Origin of the sequence: Anaerococcus sp. NML200537, assembly GCF_026131715.1 — a bacterium.
In the GTDB taxonomy this organism is placed as follows: domain Bacteria; phylum Bacillota; class Clostridia; order Tissierellales; family Peptoniphilaceae; genus Anaerococcus; species Anaerococcus kampingae.
In genome coordinates, this window is record NZ_JAMXSL010000043.1 from 1 (window position 1) to 16,536 (window position 16,536).

Annotated in this window: 12 protein-coding genes and 1 other annotated feature; of the genes, 4 read left to right on the forward strand and 8 right to left on the reverse strand. The window is 36.9% G+C overall.

The genetic code is table 11. The features are described 5' to 3' along the window. Positions 1–7: 7 nt before the first annotated feature. A complete protein-coding gene (locus NH288_RS11430) occupies positions 8–88 on the forward strand; it encodes an IS3 family transposase (protein WP_414731760.1) in 81 nt (26 codons plus the stop codon). Between the two features lie 101 nt (positions 89–189). Here NH288_RS11430 and NH288_RS10000 read toward each other — a convergent pair whose 3' ends face one another. Together NH288_RS10000 and ulaG are read right to left on the reverse strand one after the other, a co-directional pair. After that, positions 190–645 carry a PTS sugar transporter subunit IIA gene (locus NH288_RS10000; protein ID WP_265215064.1) on the reverse strand — a complete coding sequence of 152 codons (456 nt, stop codon included), beginning with the start codon at positions 643–645 and terminating at the stop codon, positions 190–192. 69 nt (positions 646–714) lie between these two features. Then, a complete protein-coding gene (ulaG, locus tag NH288_RS10005) occupies positions 715–1,779 on the reverse strand; it encodes an L-ascorbate 6-phosphate lactonase (protein ID WP_265215065.1) in 1,065 nt (354 codons plus the stop codon). A 313-nt stretch (positions 1,780–2,092) separates the two neighbouring features. Here ulaG and NH288_RS10010 point away from each other — a divergent pair, with 313 nt between their 5' ends. Next, positions 2,093–2,848, forward strand: coding sequence for a DeoR/GlpR family DNA-binding transcription regulator (locus NH288_RS10010; RefSeq protein ID WP_265215066.1), 756 nt, complete (start codon positions 2,093–2,095; stop codon positions 2,846–2,848). 51 nt (positions 2,849–2,899) lie between these two features. Here NH288_RS10010 and NH288_RS10015 read toward each other — a convergent pair whose 3' ends face one another. After that, the gene (locus NH288_RS10015; protein WP_265215067.1) at positions 2,900–4,186 is read right to left on the reverse strand and encodes a dicarboxylate/amino acid:cation symporter; all 1,287 of its coding nucleotides are present in this window, start codon (positions 4,184–4,186) and stop codon (positions 2,900–2,902) included. A gap of 86 nt (positions 4,187–4,272) precedes the next feature. Beyond that, positions 4,273–4,501 (reverse strand) — a binding site (T-box leader). 322 nt (positions 4,502–4,823) lie between these two features. Here NH288_RS10015 and NH288_RS10020 point away from each other — a divergent pair. Further along, positions 4,824–6,974: an ABC transporter substrate-binding protein gene (locus NH288_RS10020; protein WP_265215069.1), complete on the forward strand. Its 2,151-nt coding sequence runs from the start codon at positions 4,824–4,826 to the stop codon at positions 6,972–6,974. A gap of 108 nt (positions 6,975–7,082) precedes the next feature. Here the strand turns inward: NH288_RS10020 and NH288_RS10025 are convergent, their stop codons facing one another. The 3 genes from NH288_RS10025 to NH288_RS10035 are packed head-to-tail and all read right to left on the reverse strand — an operon-like array spanning position 7,083 to position 10,532. Further along, positions 7,083–8,948: a fructose-specific PTS transporter subunit EIIC gene (locus NH288_RS10025; RefSeq protein ID WP_265215071.1), complete on the reverse strand. Its 1,866-nt coding sequence runs from the start codon at positions 8,946–8,948 to the stop codon at positions 7,083–7,085. Continuing rightward, entirely contained in the window at positions 8,938–9,843 is a 906-nt protein-coding gene (gene pfkB, locus NH288_RS10030; protein ID WP_265215073.1) for a 1-phosphofructokinase, read from the reverse strand. Before pfkB ends, NH288_RS10025 begins: the two co-directional genes overlap by 11 nt. Beyond that, positions 9,840–10,532 carry a DeoR/GlpR family DNA-binding transcription regulator gene (locus NH288_RS10035; protein WP_265215074.1) on the reverse strand — a complete coding sequence of 231 codons (693 nt, stop codon included), beginning with the start codon at positions 10,530–10,532 and terminating at the stop codon, positions 9,840–9,842. Before NH288_RS10035 ends, pfkB begins: the two co-directional genes overlap by 4 nt. 135 nt (positions 10,533–10,667) lie before the next feature. Between NH288_RS10035 and NH288_RS10040 the strand changes: the two genes are divergently transcribed. After that, a complete protein-coding gene (locus tag NH288_RS10040; protein ID WP_106461672.1) occupies positions 10,668–11,243 on the forward strand; it encodes a xanthine phosphoribosyltransferase in 576 nt (191 codons plus the stop codon). 667 nt (positions 11,244–11,910) lie between these two features. Here NH288_RS10040 and NH288_RS10045 read toward each other — a convergent pair. After that, on the reverse strand, positions 11,911–14,208 hold the full coding sequence (locus NH288_RS10045) for a hypothetical protein (protein WP_265215075.1): 2,298 nt from the start codon (positions 14,206–14,208) through the stop codon (positions 11,911–11,913). Next, the gene (locus tag NH288_RS10050) at positions 14,201–16,273 is read right to left on the reverse strand and encodes an efflux RND transporter permease subunit (RefSeq protein ID WP_265215076.1); all 2,073 of its coding nucleotides are present in this window, start codon (positions 16,271–16,273) and stop codon (positions 14,201–14,203) included. Before NH288_RS10050 ends, NH288_RS10045 begins: the two co-directional genes overlap by 8 nt. Between the last annotated feature and the right edge of the window lie 263 nt (positions 16,274–16,536).

Here is a 16,536-nt window from a genome sequence, read left to right on the forward strand (position 1 = left end):
AAAATATATTAGATGGTACAATGAGGATAGGATTAAAACAAAATTAAACGGAATGTCCCCTGTTATGTACAGATTACATTCCGCTTAAAATATTATTAAATTATTCCGTGTTTACGGGTTCAGGTCATTTAGTGAGAACGTTTTTTACAAAACCCATTAAAATATCTAAAACTATATTCATAACTCCCCCTAGATATTAAATTCTTCTTTAACCTTTTTAAGGTCCTCAAGGTTTTCTACTTTTTCCAATGCAGCTATAACATCTTCATCACACAAGATTTCTGACAACTTGCCTATGTTTTCAAGGTGTTTTTCTGGGTCAACGCTTGCAACTGTAAAAAACAACTTTGCATCCTTATCCCTATCATCCTCATCAAAAACTACAGCTTTTTTTACTTTCATAAAAGCTATAGCGGTATCGTTTACCCCTTCTGCACATTCCTGACAATGTGGCATAGCCACTCCTGGAACTAAAACTATGTAAGGTCCGTATTTCTCAACGGTATCTATTACCTGTTGTGGGTATCTCTCATCAACAATATTTTTCTCAATCAACTTCTCACATGACTTTCTGATAGCTTCTTCCCAAGAATCAAACTCATCACAAAAATCATATAAACCTTTTTCGATTATTTCGTCAAACATAATTTCCTCTTCTATTTTAAGCCAAGATTAAAGGATAACCTTTAATCTCAGCCTACTTTGATCTTTCTCCTATAGTATCGACTTAAATGGTACGTTTCTTGGATTTTCAAATGCATCTTCAAATCCTGGTCTATACCTATATTCAAGCTCATCCTTCATTGTTGGCCATACATACTTGCCACCGACATCCCAAATATATGGTTTAAACTTATATTTTGACCTGTCTTTTCTGTAGTTCCATAGGTATTTGATCTCTTTTGGATCTGCCTTAAAGTTTGTCCAAACATCGTGGTGGATTGGAATAACTACTTCACATCCAACTGATTCAGCCATTCTTAAGATATCAATAGAGGTCATCTTATCTTGGTTTCCTACAGGGTTATCTCCATAAGAACCAAAGGCTATATCTATGTCATATTTCTTTCCAACTTCTGCATAACCAATTGAGAAATGTGAATCACCTGTGTGATATACTGTTCCTGCTGGCATTTGGATTAAATAGTTAACTGCCTTTTCATCCATATTTGTTGGGCAAACACCTTCTATATCTTCTCCAACTTCTGTAGTCACTAAGCAAGTCCTATCGAAAGAATCAAGGGCAATTATTGTTGTATCCTTAATCTTTATTTCATCGCCAGGTTTAACAGTTATACATCTTTCTTCTGGTACTCCATATGATAGCCATTTCTTAACTGATTCTTTTGGACCTATGAAAGGAACATCATCAGCACAATTTTTAAGTACAGCTGCAGCGAAGAATGGATCGATATGATCGTTATGATAGTGTGTAGATAAAACTGCATCTACTTTAGTAACTGCGAATGGATCATAAACTATAGGATTTGCTCTTAGGTTTGGTTGTAAAGCCTTGCCACCAGTCATATTTCTCATTTGGTGATAAGGAGCCATTTCCTTTACTTTTTTAGTTCTTTTACCATTACCAAACCATAGGTCAATTGCTATATTGGTGTTATTTTCTGTCTTAAACCAAATACCTGTACAACCTATCCACCACATAGCAAAGGTTCCCTTTTCTACTATTTCTTCATCAATTTCTTCATTTAACCATGTTCCCCACTCAGGAAAAGCACCCAAAATCCACTTTTCTCTGGTAATTTCATCAATTTGACTCATGTTGCCTCCTCATTAAAATATATAATAACTTTCTATCTGATATTATAATATAACATCCTATATGATTGGTCAAGCATAAATCTGTCCTATTTCATTATATTTTACGAATTATTTGATTGTTCTTAGATAAATTGTATGAATATTTCTTAATTTCCAAATATACATAAAAAATAACGGTCGAAAAGGTCAGTATTATCTGACCGTTCCCTGTCTTTATATGATTTTTTTTACTCTTTAAACATAATTATATGATTTTTTTGATTTTTCAATTGAAAAGCAATATCATATAGGTAGATAAATAAAAGAGGTATTTATGAAAATAAAAAAATCAATTGTGGATAGGCGCAGGGATAATATCCTAGCTTATATTAAAAATAAAGAAGAAGTAACTACCCAAGAACTAGTAGATGAGTTCGATGTATCTGAAATCACTATTAGAAGGGACTTAAACTTCCTCCAATCTATAGGAAGAATCGACAGGTTTTATGGTGGTGCTAAGGTAAATACCAAAGAAGATCCTCAAGACCTAATTGTAGAAGAAAAAAAGGAAAGAATAGCTCAGAAATGCGCCGAATTTATTAATGAATATGATGATATATTTATAAATTCATCATCTACCGCCCTTCTTGTTTTAAAATACCTAAAGAACAAGAGAATTAATGTTATTACTAACAATGGCAAGGCCCTTAATCTTGACCTAGATCCTCACGTAACTGTAACCCTAACTGGGGGTAAGATTTCTTATCCTAAAAACGCCCTAACCGGTCCCTTTACTATTAACAACCTTAAAAATCTTGCATCTGATATTACAATTATAGGTATTTCAGGTGTTACTCCTGACGGAAAACTTACAACTTCTCTTATGGATGAGGTTGAGATTAATCAGTATATGATCAATGAATCTACTAGCAAAAACATCCTTGTGTGTGATTCTTCCAAGTTTTCTAAGCTTGCTAATTTTAAAATCGGAGATATAGATAAGATTGACCTAGTGATTACCGATGATGAAATAGAAAGAAAAACTATCGAAATGCTTGAAAAACATGATGTTAAGTTAATTATTGTTTAAGTATTTAAAAAAGCCATTGGAGAATTTAAAATTCCCGCAATAGCTTTTTTCTTATTTATTATATTTTTCCCTATCAAGCTTACCTTCACTTGCTGCAACAATTACTGCTGAGGAGGCTGCTGCTGTGACGTTTGTAGCAGTCCTTCCCATATCTGCTAAAGATGAGATTGGAGCTAGGATTACTACCATTTCTATCGGTAGGCCCATGGCTGCAAAGACTGCTGTTGTAGAAATTGTGGCTGTGCCTGGAACTCCTACTGTGCCTAGGGACACAAGAAGGGCTACTATTATAAGGCTAGCGTAATTTGATATTCCCCAACCTAGGTCTAATACATTGGCTGTAAGGACTGCTGTCATTACTGGCCAAAAGCCCGCACAACCTGGCATACCCATGGTTGCTCCAACTGGGGCTACAAAGGATGCTATTTCTTCTGCGACACCTTGTTCTTCTTCAAGATTTGCGACATTGGCAGGAATTGTTCCTACTGATGACTGGGTGGTGAAGGCTATGGTTTGGACTGGGAAGTGCTTTTTGAAAAAGTGGACTGGGTTTACCTTAGCAAAGATGCTTAAAAGGGCACCGGTTGTTACAAAGGAATGAATCCCACTTGCCAGATAAGTTAGGATTAGGATAAAGACTAAAGGCTTGATAGCTGTGTAGTCTATCCTTGCTACAGCCCTTGCTATTAAGGAAAGAACCGCATATGGGGTAAAGTCTGTGACAAAGCCGATTAGCTTATTAATCACTGCTGAAAATGATTCGATAAAGGCTACAAAAGGCTTGGTTTCCTCTTCCTTACCGTGTTCGATTAATTGTAAAACAGCTAGACCGATTAAAACAGCAAAGACAATTATTGGAATTACCCTACCATTTCCTGCATCATCTATAATGTTTTTTGGGAAAAATCCTACCACTGCTTCGGCAAAGCTTGGTACTTCCTTGGCTTCTGCCGCTTCTGGCAAAGGAATATTTGCCCCACTTCCGATTGAAAAACTAAGAGCTAAAATTAGACCAATTAAGGAACCTAATATATTGTGAAGACTTAAGATTCCAACTGTCTTTAGACCCAAGCTCTTAAGCTTGGCTAGGTTTTCGCTTGATACCACCACCTTTATAACAGATGTCAAAAGTAATGGAATTACAAGGGCAAAGAGGAGGTTGGCATAGATTTCTCCAAAGATTCCTACAAGCTCAGTTTCTCCCTTAAAGATAAATCCTACTCCTAGACCTAGGATTGAACCTAAAATTACCCTTGTGGAAAATTTTGATCCACGTTTTTTAAGTAGACTTAGGCCAAAAAACAAAGCCAAGACTACTGCTACTGCTAAATATTTCATATATCACCTTTCTATAAATTCACCTCTCAATGGAGGATTATTGCAACAAACCATCATAAATTGAGTAAAAAAAATCCCGTCCCCAAATAAAGGACGAGTGCAATCGTGTTTCCACCTTAATTCCTTTTCTATAATCAGAAAAGCTCATGGGAGTCAAATAACTCCGCTCGCTATAACAGGCGAACCTGTGATAAGCTACTATTTTCGCCTACCCGACTCAAAGATGCATAAATATATTGCTCATATAGTTATCTCAGCTACCTAACTTTCTCTGTAATACTCGCTTATATATTCTCTTCTTTTTCATGTCAATTTATTATATTTAGATTATACAAGACCTAGTAAATTAATCAAGATTAACTTTTACTTAAAAATTAAAAAATCTATATAAATATATTTATATACAAACATATTATAAATACCAAGATAAGAATACGAATAAAAGATGAATATAAACACTTTAGGAAAAGAAAAAATCGAAAGTGCAAAGTCCTTTATCCTGATATTGCCACACCTAAGAATCTACTAAATTTAAAAAAGGAAATTAATATATATACAAAAATCTTTGACCCGAATGAATAATGAGAGTAGAGTTTTAAATATTTATAAAATATACATAGATAAAAGGAAGGTTAGTATGAAAAACAAAAAACTTTATTCATCCCTATTGGCTTTGGCTTTAGTCCTAAGTCTTTCGGCTTGTGGATCCAATTCAAATTCTACAAACGATGCGGGAAATGGGGCAAGTGGACAAGAGGAAAACAAGGATGCCCAACCTTTAGAGGATGGTCAAAAAGAAAATCTTGATGATTTTGAAAAGCAGACAGCTGATGATACCATAGTTTTGGGTGTTAGCACTATTAATGGAGACTTCATCCAAGGCTACAATAATGACGCTAATGATGTAAATGTTAGAAAGTTTATGGGTATTGAAGGAAATAATGGCTATAATTGTTATGTTATAGATGAATATGGTCAGTTCCAAACAAATACCGCAGCCCTAGAAAAAGAACCTGAGCTCATCAAGAATGAAGATGGGTCTATGACCACCAAATACACAATCAAAAAAGATTTGAAATGGTCAGATGGCGAGCCTATTACAGCTGATGATTATCTTTTTGGAATCCTACTAGAATCTGATAAAGACTTTAACACTCTTACAGGCTCTTTAAATGTTGGTGGTGATTCTCTTAAGGGATTCGAGGCTTTCAAAAAGGGTGATACAGACTCATTTGAAGGTCTAGAAAAGATTGATGATTATACTTTCTCTATCACAGTTGATGCTTCACAATTACCATATTTTGAAGCCCAAGCCTTATCTAATGCAGGCCCAACACCTCTTCACTATATTGGTCAAAACTTGGCTGTATCAAAAGATGGCAAGAAACTTGTTGTTAAAGAAGGTTACCAAGTGACTGACAAGGACAAAGAAAATTACAATAAATCTATAGATAATCAAATTGCCCTCCTAAAAGAAAACTTTGACAAAGACAATGAAGGAGAGGATAAGGAAAGCGAAGATTACAAAAAAGCTAAAGAAGAATTAGATCAAAAAGAAAAAGACCTCGAAGCTCGTAAAAGCGGAGATGTTGACCCAACTAGACTTCTAATTGAAGAAGCCATGATAAAAGAAACAAGCGATTACAGATTTAATCCTGCAGTAACTTGCGGTCCTTACAAGTTCAATAAATTTGAAAATAACATGGTTAAACTTGACCTTAATGAGAATTACCAAGGCAATTTCAAAGGCCAAAAAGCTAGCATACCTCACATCATAGTTCAATTGGTTAATAGAAATATAGGACCAGACCTACTAGAAAATGGCGACATCGACATTTGGGAAGCTGAAACTGATGGCGGAAAAATTGCCCAACTCAAAAAAGCACAAGAGGCTGGAAAAATAGGCTTATCTTCTTATGAAAGAAATGGTTATGGAAATATAATCTTTTTAACAGACAGAGGAGCAACTAAATACAAAGAAGTAAGACAAGCTATAGCAAGCTTAATGGACAGGAACGAATTTGTTCAAGCCTTCCTAGGTGGTTATGGTGTAGTAACAAATGGTATGTATGGCCAAAGCCAATGGATGTATAAGGAAAGAGGAGCAGATTTACAAGAAAAACTTACAAACTGGGTTTTAAATATTGATAAGGCAAATGAATTATTAGACAAAACTCCTTACAAGTTCGAAAAAGACGGCAAGAGTCCATGGGATAAGGCAAAAGCACTAGATGAATTTAACAAAAACCAAGATGGCTTCGACTATTATAGGTATGACGAAAATGGAAACAAGCTCGTTGTTAACCAATATGGAGCAGAACAATCACCAATTACAACCCTAATATCAAACCAACTTCCTCCAAATGCTAAGCAAGCTGGTATGGAATATAATGTGACAGCAGGCTCATTCTCAACCCTAATGGATTATTTGAGTTTCCCAAAAGAAGATGCACAATATACAGCTTTTTCAATGGCTTCAGACTTTGCTACACCATTTGACCCATGGTTCTACTACTCATCAGAAGGACCATTTAACAGAAGCAAGGTCAACGATTCAAAAGCAGATGAAGTAACTGCAAGTTTAAGAAAAACAGATCCATCTGACAAAGAAGGCTACCTAGATAAGTGGGAAGAATTCCAAAAATGGTATAACGACTACCTACCAGAAATCCCACTATATTCAAATGTATTCCACACAGGATATTCAAACAGGATTAAGGGCTTTGATGTCATCACACCAGTATGGCAAGCATGTGACCAAATCAACGCAATGACAATCGAAAAATAAAATTTATTATAAAAAGACGAGGACATTTTCATTCCTCGTCTTTTTTCTATCTTAGACTTTTTAAAGATCCGTCAATATTATTAATGATTTAAAATCTTAGCTATCTTATTATTCTGGTTTTTTCTTGATTGCTCCAAGGATTAGGCCTCCGGCTACAGCACCTATTACTACTGCACCTACAAAGAGTAGGGCTTGGTTTAGGCTTGACATTGCTGGAAGGATGAAGATTCCTCCGTGTGGGGCTGGAGCGCTTACTCCGAAATATCCTACTATAGCGCCAGCTAGGGCTGATCCTGCTATACATGATGGAAGGACTGTTTGTGGCTCTGCTGCCGCAAATGGGATTGCTCCTTCTGTGATGAAGGATGCGCCTAGGATATAGTTAGTAATTGTTGTCTTCTTTTGTTCTTCATTGAATTTGTTTTTGAAGAAAGTTGTAGCAAAAGCTATGGCAATTGGTGGGACCATGCCGCCTACCATTACAGCTGCCATAAAGGTTCCAATTCCTGTATCTGTGAAGGCTCCGATTGCAAAGGCGTAGGCTGCCTTGTTGATTGGACCACCCATGTCTGCTGCCATCATTGCTGCAAGGAGGGCACCAAGGATTACCATGTTTGCTCCGCCAAGTCCTGTTAGCCAGTTATTGATAGCTGTGTTTATTCCAGTAAAAATTGGATCTATTACAAAGAACATGATTGCCCCAACTATAAATAGACCAAGAACTGGGTAGATGAGCATTGGTTTTAGGCCTTCTACAGCCTTTGGTAGGTTTTTACAAGCTTTCTTCAGAAAGTTTACTACATAACCAGCTATGAAACCTCCGATTAGGCCGCCAATAAAGCCTGCTCCACGACTCGCCATAAGTCCTGCAACCATACCTGGCATTAGGCCTGGTCTATCAGCTATTGAGTAGGCAATGTAGCCTGCTAGGATTGGAATTAAGAAATTGAAGGCATCGCCACCAAGTCCGTTTAGGAAGGTGAAGGCCACTGATTCATTTCCTGCAAATCTTTCTATTAGGAAGGAGATTGCCATTAAAATTCCACCACCGATTACAAATGGTAGCATGTGGCTAATACCATTCATGAGGTCGCCGTAAATTTTTTGTCCTAGGGATTGGCCCTCTTCGGCGTATTCTTGGCTGTTTGCTCCTTCTTCGTGGTAGATGTTGGCCTTGCCTGCTAGGGCCTGGTCAATTAACTCATCTGCCTTTCTAATACCATCTGATACTGGTCTTTGTATTAGCTTTTTGCCGTTAAATCTGGCTGTTTCTACCTTTTTATCTGCTGCAATTATTATAACATCAGCCGCATCTATTTCTGCTTGGGTAAGTCTATTTTTGATTCCATCAGATCCATTTGTTTCTACCTTGATATTTGCTCCCTTGGCCTTTGCTGCCTTTTCTAGGGCTTCTTGGGCCATGTAGGTGTGGGCAATACCATTTGGGCAAGCTGTTACAGCTAGGATATTGCAAGCTTTTTTATCAGCTGGAGAAGCTTCAACGACTTCTTCTTTTTTAGCTTCTGAATATTTTTCGATTACCTTATAGACATCATCAGGATTTTCTACCTTCTTAAGGTCAGCGATAAAGCCATCTTTCATTATCATCTTTGATAATACTGCAAGTGTTGCAACATGGAGGTTATTTTCCCCATCTGGAGCTGCTATTGCAAAAAATATTTCTGTCGCCTCCCCATCAAGGGCATCGTAATCAAGTCCTCCGATTTTTCTAGCAAAGAGAACTGCAGGTTCTATTACTGTTGCGTTTTTGCTGTGAGGGATGGCTACTGATTCTCCAAGAGCTGTTGAGCCTTGGGCTTCTCTTTCTCTAAGGCCAGCTGCAAAGTCTTCTGCACTTTTTACATAGCCTTTTTCAAAAAACTTTGCTGCGATTTCATCGATAGCAGCTTCCTTACTGTCTGCTTTTAAGTCTAGGATCATCAGATCCTTTTTGAGTAAATCTCTAATTTCCAATTTCTTCTACCTCTACTTCCCTTAAAATATTGTTAATCATTGTCCTTTCAGCTATATCAGGACTAAATGCTGTTGCACTTCCACAGGCTGCTGCAAGCTTATAGGCATCTGTCTTATCGTAAGCATTTACAAGTCCGTAGACGAAGCCTCCCACCATACTATCTCCAGAACCTACTGAATTTACAAGCTTTCCTTTGATAGGCTTAGCCCTTAGGGCGATTTTATCATCTACAAATATAGACCCTTCCGCTCCTAGAGAAACTATTACATTTTGCGCCCCAAGCTGGTTGAGCTTTTTGGCGTATTTTACCATATTTTCATCAGTGATTTCTGTTTCAAAAATCTTTCCAAGCTCTTCCTTGTTAGGCTTAATTAGAAGTGGCTTGTATTTTAGGTAGTCTAAAACCCTCTTGTCAGCTATATCTATGGTAAATCTTGCCCCTGTAGCCTCTATGACCTTTTTATAAAAATCTTCATCAAGGCTATAAGGAAGGGAACCCGAGATAACTATAATATCATCTCCACTAATTTCCTTAAGGCTTGCAAAAAATTCTTCCACTTCTCCCTTGGAAATGTTTGGGCCCTTGGCATTGATTTCTGTTTCGTGGTCATATTTTAATTTGACATTGATCCTTGAATTGTCTGCAATCCTTACAAATTTTTCCTTAAGACCCAAGTCTCTTACACCACTTGCTATATATTCTCCAATAAAACCACCCACAAAGCCCAGATTGATTGGGTCTTCTCCGAGGTTTTTGAGGATTTTACTTGCCATAATCCCCTTGCCACCAGGATATTTTTCATCTTCATAAGCCCTGATTGTGGCCCCATCGCTAAACTTATCAAATCTCATGATATAGTCAATTGATGGATTTGTCGTAATTGTGTAAATCATCCTTCCTCCCTTATTAGTTCTACATCTTCCCTTTTTGCTATCCTTGCGAAGTACTTGATATTTTCCTTAGAAGAATCTGCCAAGACATAGGCCCTAGTCGAATTTTCTATTGCCTTTGCCTTAACTACAGCCTCATTAATATCTGCTGTATAAAAGCCCTCCTCATCATAACCATTGGCCCCAATAAAGGCTAGGTCAAAATTGTAAGAGCTTATGGATTCTAAGGTCTTAATCCCAGTTATCACCATTGTTGAAGGCTTTATCTCCCCTTCTAGAATGAGGGTTGGGATATTTTTAGAAATCAGCTTTTCTACATGCATAAGGCCATTTGTTACTATCTTTATATCCATTGTCATATCCAGATAGTCAAGGATTTGATGGCAGGTAGAACCAGCATCTAAATAAATAAATTTGGCATCTCCTATAAGGCCTGAAACCTTTTTGGCAATTGCTGCCTTCTCCTTGGTGTGGACCCTTTCATTGTCAAGATAATTTAGCTCGCTAGGATTGATATTAAGAACTGCACCTCCATGCACTCTTCTTATCTTGCCTTGCTTTTGTAAATAATCTAGGTCACGCCTAAGAGTCGATTCGCTTACCTTAAGCTTTTCAGTTAGGACCTTATTTGATACCTTCTCCTCTTTGTTGAGGGTTGAAATTATAAGATCTAATCTTTTTTCTAATATCATGTTAATATTATAACATCAAATTCATTCAAAGTCAATCAAAAACAATCATAACTTCTCAAAAATTGACTAATTTTAGAAAAGAATTATAATTATAAAAAGCTTACAAATATTGATTTGATATGATAAGGAGATATGATGAAAGAACTAGAAGAAAGAATTCTCAAAGACGGAATTGTTATTGGTCCAAACATACTAAAGGTAGATTCATTTTTAAACCAACAGATAGATGCCAAACTTATACATAAAATGGGGGAAGAGTTTGCTGCCTACTTTAAAGACAAAAACATCGATAAGGTCCTAACTGTTGAATCATCTGGTATAGCTCCAGCCCTTGCTACAGCCCTAGAACTAGAAGTAAACTGTGTTTTTGCAAGAAAAAAACAATCTCTCACAACAAGTGAAGATGTCTACCACTCAAGCGTATATTCATTTACCAAACAAGTCACAAATGAGCTAATAGTAGACAAAAACTTCTTAAAAGAAGGAGAAAACATCCTCATGATCGATGACTTCCTAGCTAATGGCCAAGCAGCCAAAGGCATGGTAGCCCTATGTAGACAAGCAGGCGCCAACCCTGTAGGCCTAGGTATAGTTGTAGAAAAATCATTCTCAGATGGTAGGGCCCTTGTAGAAGAAATGGGCGTAGATATCTATTCTCTAGCAAGAATTGCAAAACTAGAAGAAGGCAAAATTACCTTTGTAGAAGAATAAAAAATAAAAGCTGGTAAGAGAAATAACCTTAACCAGCTTTTTTGTGTTTAAATATATAAATATGATATAATAAACTTGCCTAACATCCTATATTATTTAGGTGGAGGGAGGTGAAATCTATGATGGATTCCATACTTTGGGAAAATTTCTATTTTCCATTGTTTGTAGGTCTAATATTGCTTTTAGTAAGCAAGATTTTAGATTCTATGGACAAATAATCAAAAAGACCCCAGTCATCACCTGGGGTCTTTTCTAGTGAAATCTAATCACGAATTCCATACTTTGCTTTGTAAGAGGTGGCTTCTCTTATCTTTATTATATAACAAATCCCACATTTTTCAAGCTTATCTATTTGTCCCCACCTAGCAAATTATGATATAATATATTTGCCTAACACTCTATTTTATTTAGGTGGAGGGAGGTGAGTTATAATGCTAACTCTTATACTTTGGGAAAATTTCTATTTTCCATTGTTCGTGGGACTAATCCTGCTTTTTGTAAGCAAGTATTGGGATTCTATGAACAAATAATAACAAAAAATACCCCAGATTGCAGCTGGGGTATTTTTTAGTGAGTTATATCACTACTCTTATACTTTGCTTTGTAAGAGGTGGCTTCTCTTGATATTATTATATAACAAATCCCTTGTTTTTCAACATTAATTTTCTTATCTAATCTTTTCTATAATCCTTGACCTTGTTTCAAATTCATCGTTTGTGCCTGAGATTGAATTATTTTTCCTAGCAAGGTCTGACATTTGGTCTAGGACTTCTTTGGCCTTGTCTAAATCGCCAGTTTTTTCTTCTAATTTATCTATGCCTTCTGCCTTATATCTTCTAAGGCCTGAGTCAAATTCGTCATATTTTACCTTATAGGTGTCAGATCCTTCTTTTAATTTTAAAGCTCCTGCTCTTAGGTCCAGGATTCCTTTATTTAGGTCGTTTAGGCCTTGGGTCATTGGATTTAAGGCCTTGTCATTTATAGATGTTAGGTCTTTTAGGGCCTTAGATCTTTCATTAAATTCACTTAGGCCACCTGCCAATTGTTCTGATCCTGTCTTTAATTCTTCTGATTTTGAATCAAGAAGATTTAAGGCTTGGGCAAGTTTTTCTACACCTTCCTTATTCCTGCTGGTGCCTGCTGCTAATTTCTCGGAACCTGCCTTTAATTTAGAAAGTCCCTGGTCTAATTGGTCGAAGGCCTCAGCTAATTTCATCAAGTCGCTTTTTTCTAAGCCTTGGTCAAGCTTGGCAAGTCCTGCTCCTAGGGCCTCTGATGCCTGGTTTAACTCTTGCTTAGAAGCATTTACTTGACTAGCCATTTCTGCTAAGCCTTGATTTAATTTGCCTAAACCTGATGAAAGGTCATTTGAAGATTTACTTAATTGATTTAAACCAGCTGAGATACTGGCATTTGCCTTGGCACTTGCAGCAAGATTTGTAGCATCTTTATAAAGTCCACTTTGGATGGCCCTTAGGCTTTCAATCTCCCCTGTCAAGGATCCGTCTTGGTTTTTCCCCTCTAGACTTACTATTTGATTTTCAAGAGCAGACGCCTTTTCATTTATACTTGCTAGGGCTGCTTGGCTAGATGGGGCATTTTGGCTTGCCTCATTTAGTTTTTCAAGACCTCCCGCAAGACTAGCTTGAGACTTGCTTGCCTCTTCTAAGCCAGCACTTAACTTATTTAAGGACTCAGCCATAGGATCTATTTTTTGGCTAAAGTCATCGATTCCTGCCTTTAGGTCCTTAATGCCCTTAGCAAATTCTGCCAAATCATTTCCATCAGATCCCTCAGATATTTTTTCTTTCATACTTACAAGACCCTGGCTAAGCTCGTTAATTCCAGCATCTAGGTCATTTGCTCCTTGATTTAGGCCATCAGCTCCTTCCAAAAGGGCGGTCATATTTGAATTTATTTCAGCCACACCTCCTGTATATTGGCCAAGGCCTGCATTTAGCCTTGCCCCTCCATTATTTAGGGCACTTATGGCTTCTTGCATTGGGCCAATTTTTTCTGGAAGTCCTGCAAAGGCACCATTCATCTGATCAAAGCCGGCCTTTAATCTTTGGGAACCATTTGCTAGCTTATCAGCTCCACCAGCAAGATCTCCAAGGCCTTGATTTAGGCTAGCTGATCCTTGCTTAAGCTTAGCTGATGCATCGACTAGTTTGCCTGCATTTGCTGTTAATTCCCCTATCCCTTGATCAAGGTCATCAAAGGAATCTAAAGTCTTACCATCTTGGAAAATTTCATTAGTAATTACAAGATAGGCCTCGCTTGGCTTGAAATTTTCAACTTCCATTTCAATTTCAATCTCATCTTTAAACTTATCGAGCTTATCGTTATCAAGGATTCCATCGAAATTATCCCTCATTCCAGGTGTTAGGATGCCTGTAACTATCTGGTTTTTGCCATCTTTTATAATCTTTGCAGAATCAGCCTTAATATTTTTAACCTGGTCATCAGCAAAGGTCATCTCACTTGCAACTAGGTAAGGTGAATAGATAATTTTTCCTGACTTAAGGCTAGATTTTACTTTATTATGGGCACTTATGGTGATTTTTAGCTTACCTGATTTCCCATCTAGGTCCTTATAAGTTATATCCTTACCGTCAAGTTGGTATTTTATTTCCACATCCACTGGCAAGTCCTTGTCAGTCTTACCTTGGTAATAAAAGTCTTTGACATCACTATCTATGTCAATCTGGCCATCCTTGGCCTCGATTTTCTCATCGGTCTCTAGATTTTTGATATCCTTAAGGTCTGATTTATCCTTAATCTTGGACTTCTCATCCTTATTTATCCAAACAGAAACAGTCTTATCTTTAATCTCCCCTGCTTCCTTGCTTACATAAACTGTTTCATTTTTGCTAGCCTTAGGCTCAGCAGCGTAAGCTATATTACCTCCAAGGATTGCGCTTACGCTTAAAACTGCAAGGGCCTTTGTAAATTTTTTATTCATTTTCATTTCCTTTCTTTAATCCTTTAGTAGTTTTTTCTATAAATGGAAGGGTGATTCCAATTAATGCTGGTAGGAAGATAATAATTACAAGCATTGAAATTATCGCACCTCTTGCCAAGAAAATACAAATAGTCGAAACAATCTCCATTTTTGAATAGATACCAACGCCAATTGTCGCCGCAAAAAAGGCTAGGGCTGATGTAACAATTGATTTTGAAGTTTCCCTGACTGAAAGGTCGAGGGCCTTTTCGAGATTTCTGTGCTTTTTATATTCAAAGAGGAACCTATCCATCATCAGGATTGAATAGTCAATGGTTGAACCTAATTGAACTACCCCTATAATTATCGATGTAATAAATGGGATGGTGTGGCCAAAATAAAATGGGATTCCCATATTTATAAAAATAGCTAACTCAATTGCAGCAATCAAAACTATTGGAATTGCAAGTGACTTAAAGACTAGGGCAATGATTAAAAATACCACTGCGATTGATACGATATTTACCATTTTAAAGTCCCTGTCTGATAATATTGTCAAATCCTTTGTAAGAACTGCTTCACCAGTGAGCTTGCCCTCTGGGTCATGGGATTTCACAATCTTATCTATAGCTGAAATTTGCTTATTTACCTCATCTGAGGCTGTCTGATATTTGGAATTTACCATTATCATCTGATAGCCAGCTTGCTCAAAATTCTTCTTAAGCTTATCTGGTAAATATTCGCTAGGTAGGGTTAGGCCTGTCATAGAATTTATACTAAGTACATTGTTAACCCCATCCACATTTTCAATTTCTTCAATCATGGAATTAACAGATGTCTTTGATAGGTCATCTTTTACTACTATAAAGTGGCTTGAAGCCATCTTGTAGTCCTTTTTCATCTTATTTAGCGCAACTATTGAATCCAAATCTTGAGGGAGAGACCTATCTAAGTTGTAGTAAAGGTCGGTATTCCTTGACCCGTAGATAGCTGGTAGGAACAAGAGCAAAAATACTATGAAGAGTTTCTTCCTATTTTTAATTGTAAAATTGGCTGTTCTTTCAAAACTAGGTAGGTAGACCTTGTGGTTAAACCTATTTACAAGTTTTTCTGCCATCAAAATCATTGGTGGTAAGACAACTACTGTTGAAATAAGGCCCAAAAGTACGCCCTTACTCATTACCAAGCCAATATCTTTACCAAGGCCTAATTGCATAAGTAAGAGGACCAAAAATCCTGCAAAGGTAGTAAGGGATGAGGCAAAGATAGACGCAAGGGTTGAATCAATGGCCTTGGCCATAGCCTCGTTTTTGCTTTCATTTTTCCTCTTCTTTTCTACATACCTGTGATAGAGGAAAATCGAATAGTCTGTAGTAACAGCCAGCTGCAAAACAGCTGCAATAGCCTTGGTAATATAGGAAATTTCCCCAAGGAATAAGTTGGTCCCAAAGTTATACAAAATCGCATAGCCAATATTTAGCATAAACAAAAATGGGATAATAGTTGATTCGTTGGCAAAGGATAAGACCACAAGGGCAAGTGCAACAGCAAGAGCCACATAGATTGGAGTTTCCTTATCAATCAAATCCTTAGTATCCTTAACCAAAGAAGAAATCCCGCTTAGGTATTTTTCCTTAGACTCAAGGCTCTTTATGGCATCAATAGCCTCCATAGTCCTTATAGATGAAGATGATTCAGAAAATTTAACCATAAGCAGGGTAGAATCCTCCGCATAAAAGGCATCCCTGATTTCATCTGGCAAAAATTCATTTGGAACCGTATCGCCAAGTATAGAAGACTTGGAAATTACATCCTCCACCCCATCAATCTTAAGGATTTCATTTTTAAGCACATCCGCATCATGGTCAGTCCCCTTAAGGATTAGCATGCCCGTAGCAGCATTTTTAAAATCCTTATCCAAGATTTCCTGGCCCTGGGTGGACTCTAGATCAGCTGGCAAATATGACAAGATATCATAATTGACACCAGTAGACTTATATCCTATCCAAGAAGGAATGAGCAATAAGGTCATAATAAGTAAAACTAATCTTGGATGATAGGAAATAAATTTAGATATTTTTTTCATTTCTAACTTCCTTTCTAAATTCGGACTAAATAATTCAGCCACAAGCTAAGACCTAAAGATTCTTTAAAATTGGCTTTTATGAAATATTCCTACTAGTAGAAGGCACTTAATAAGTTATGATTCATAATATATTATTTACACTTTATTAAGAAACTTAATATTGTAAATGTTTTTAAGCCATCTTTTAAGAAATAATAGGTCTTAACTTATATATCTTAAAATATATTTTTCATGTCCTGGCTATATAATACGCCCGCCAACAT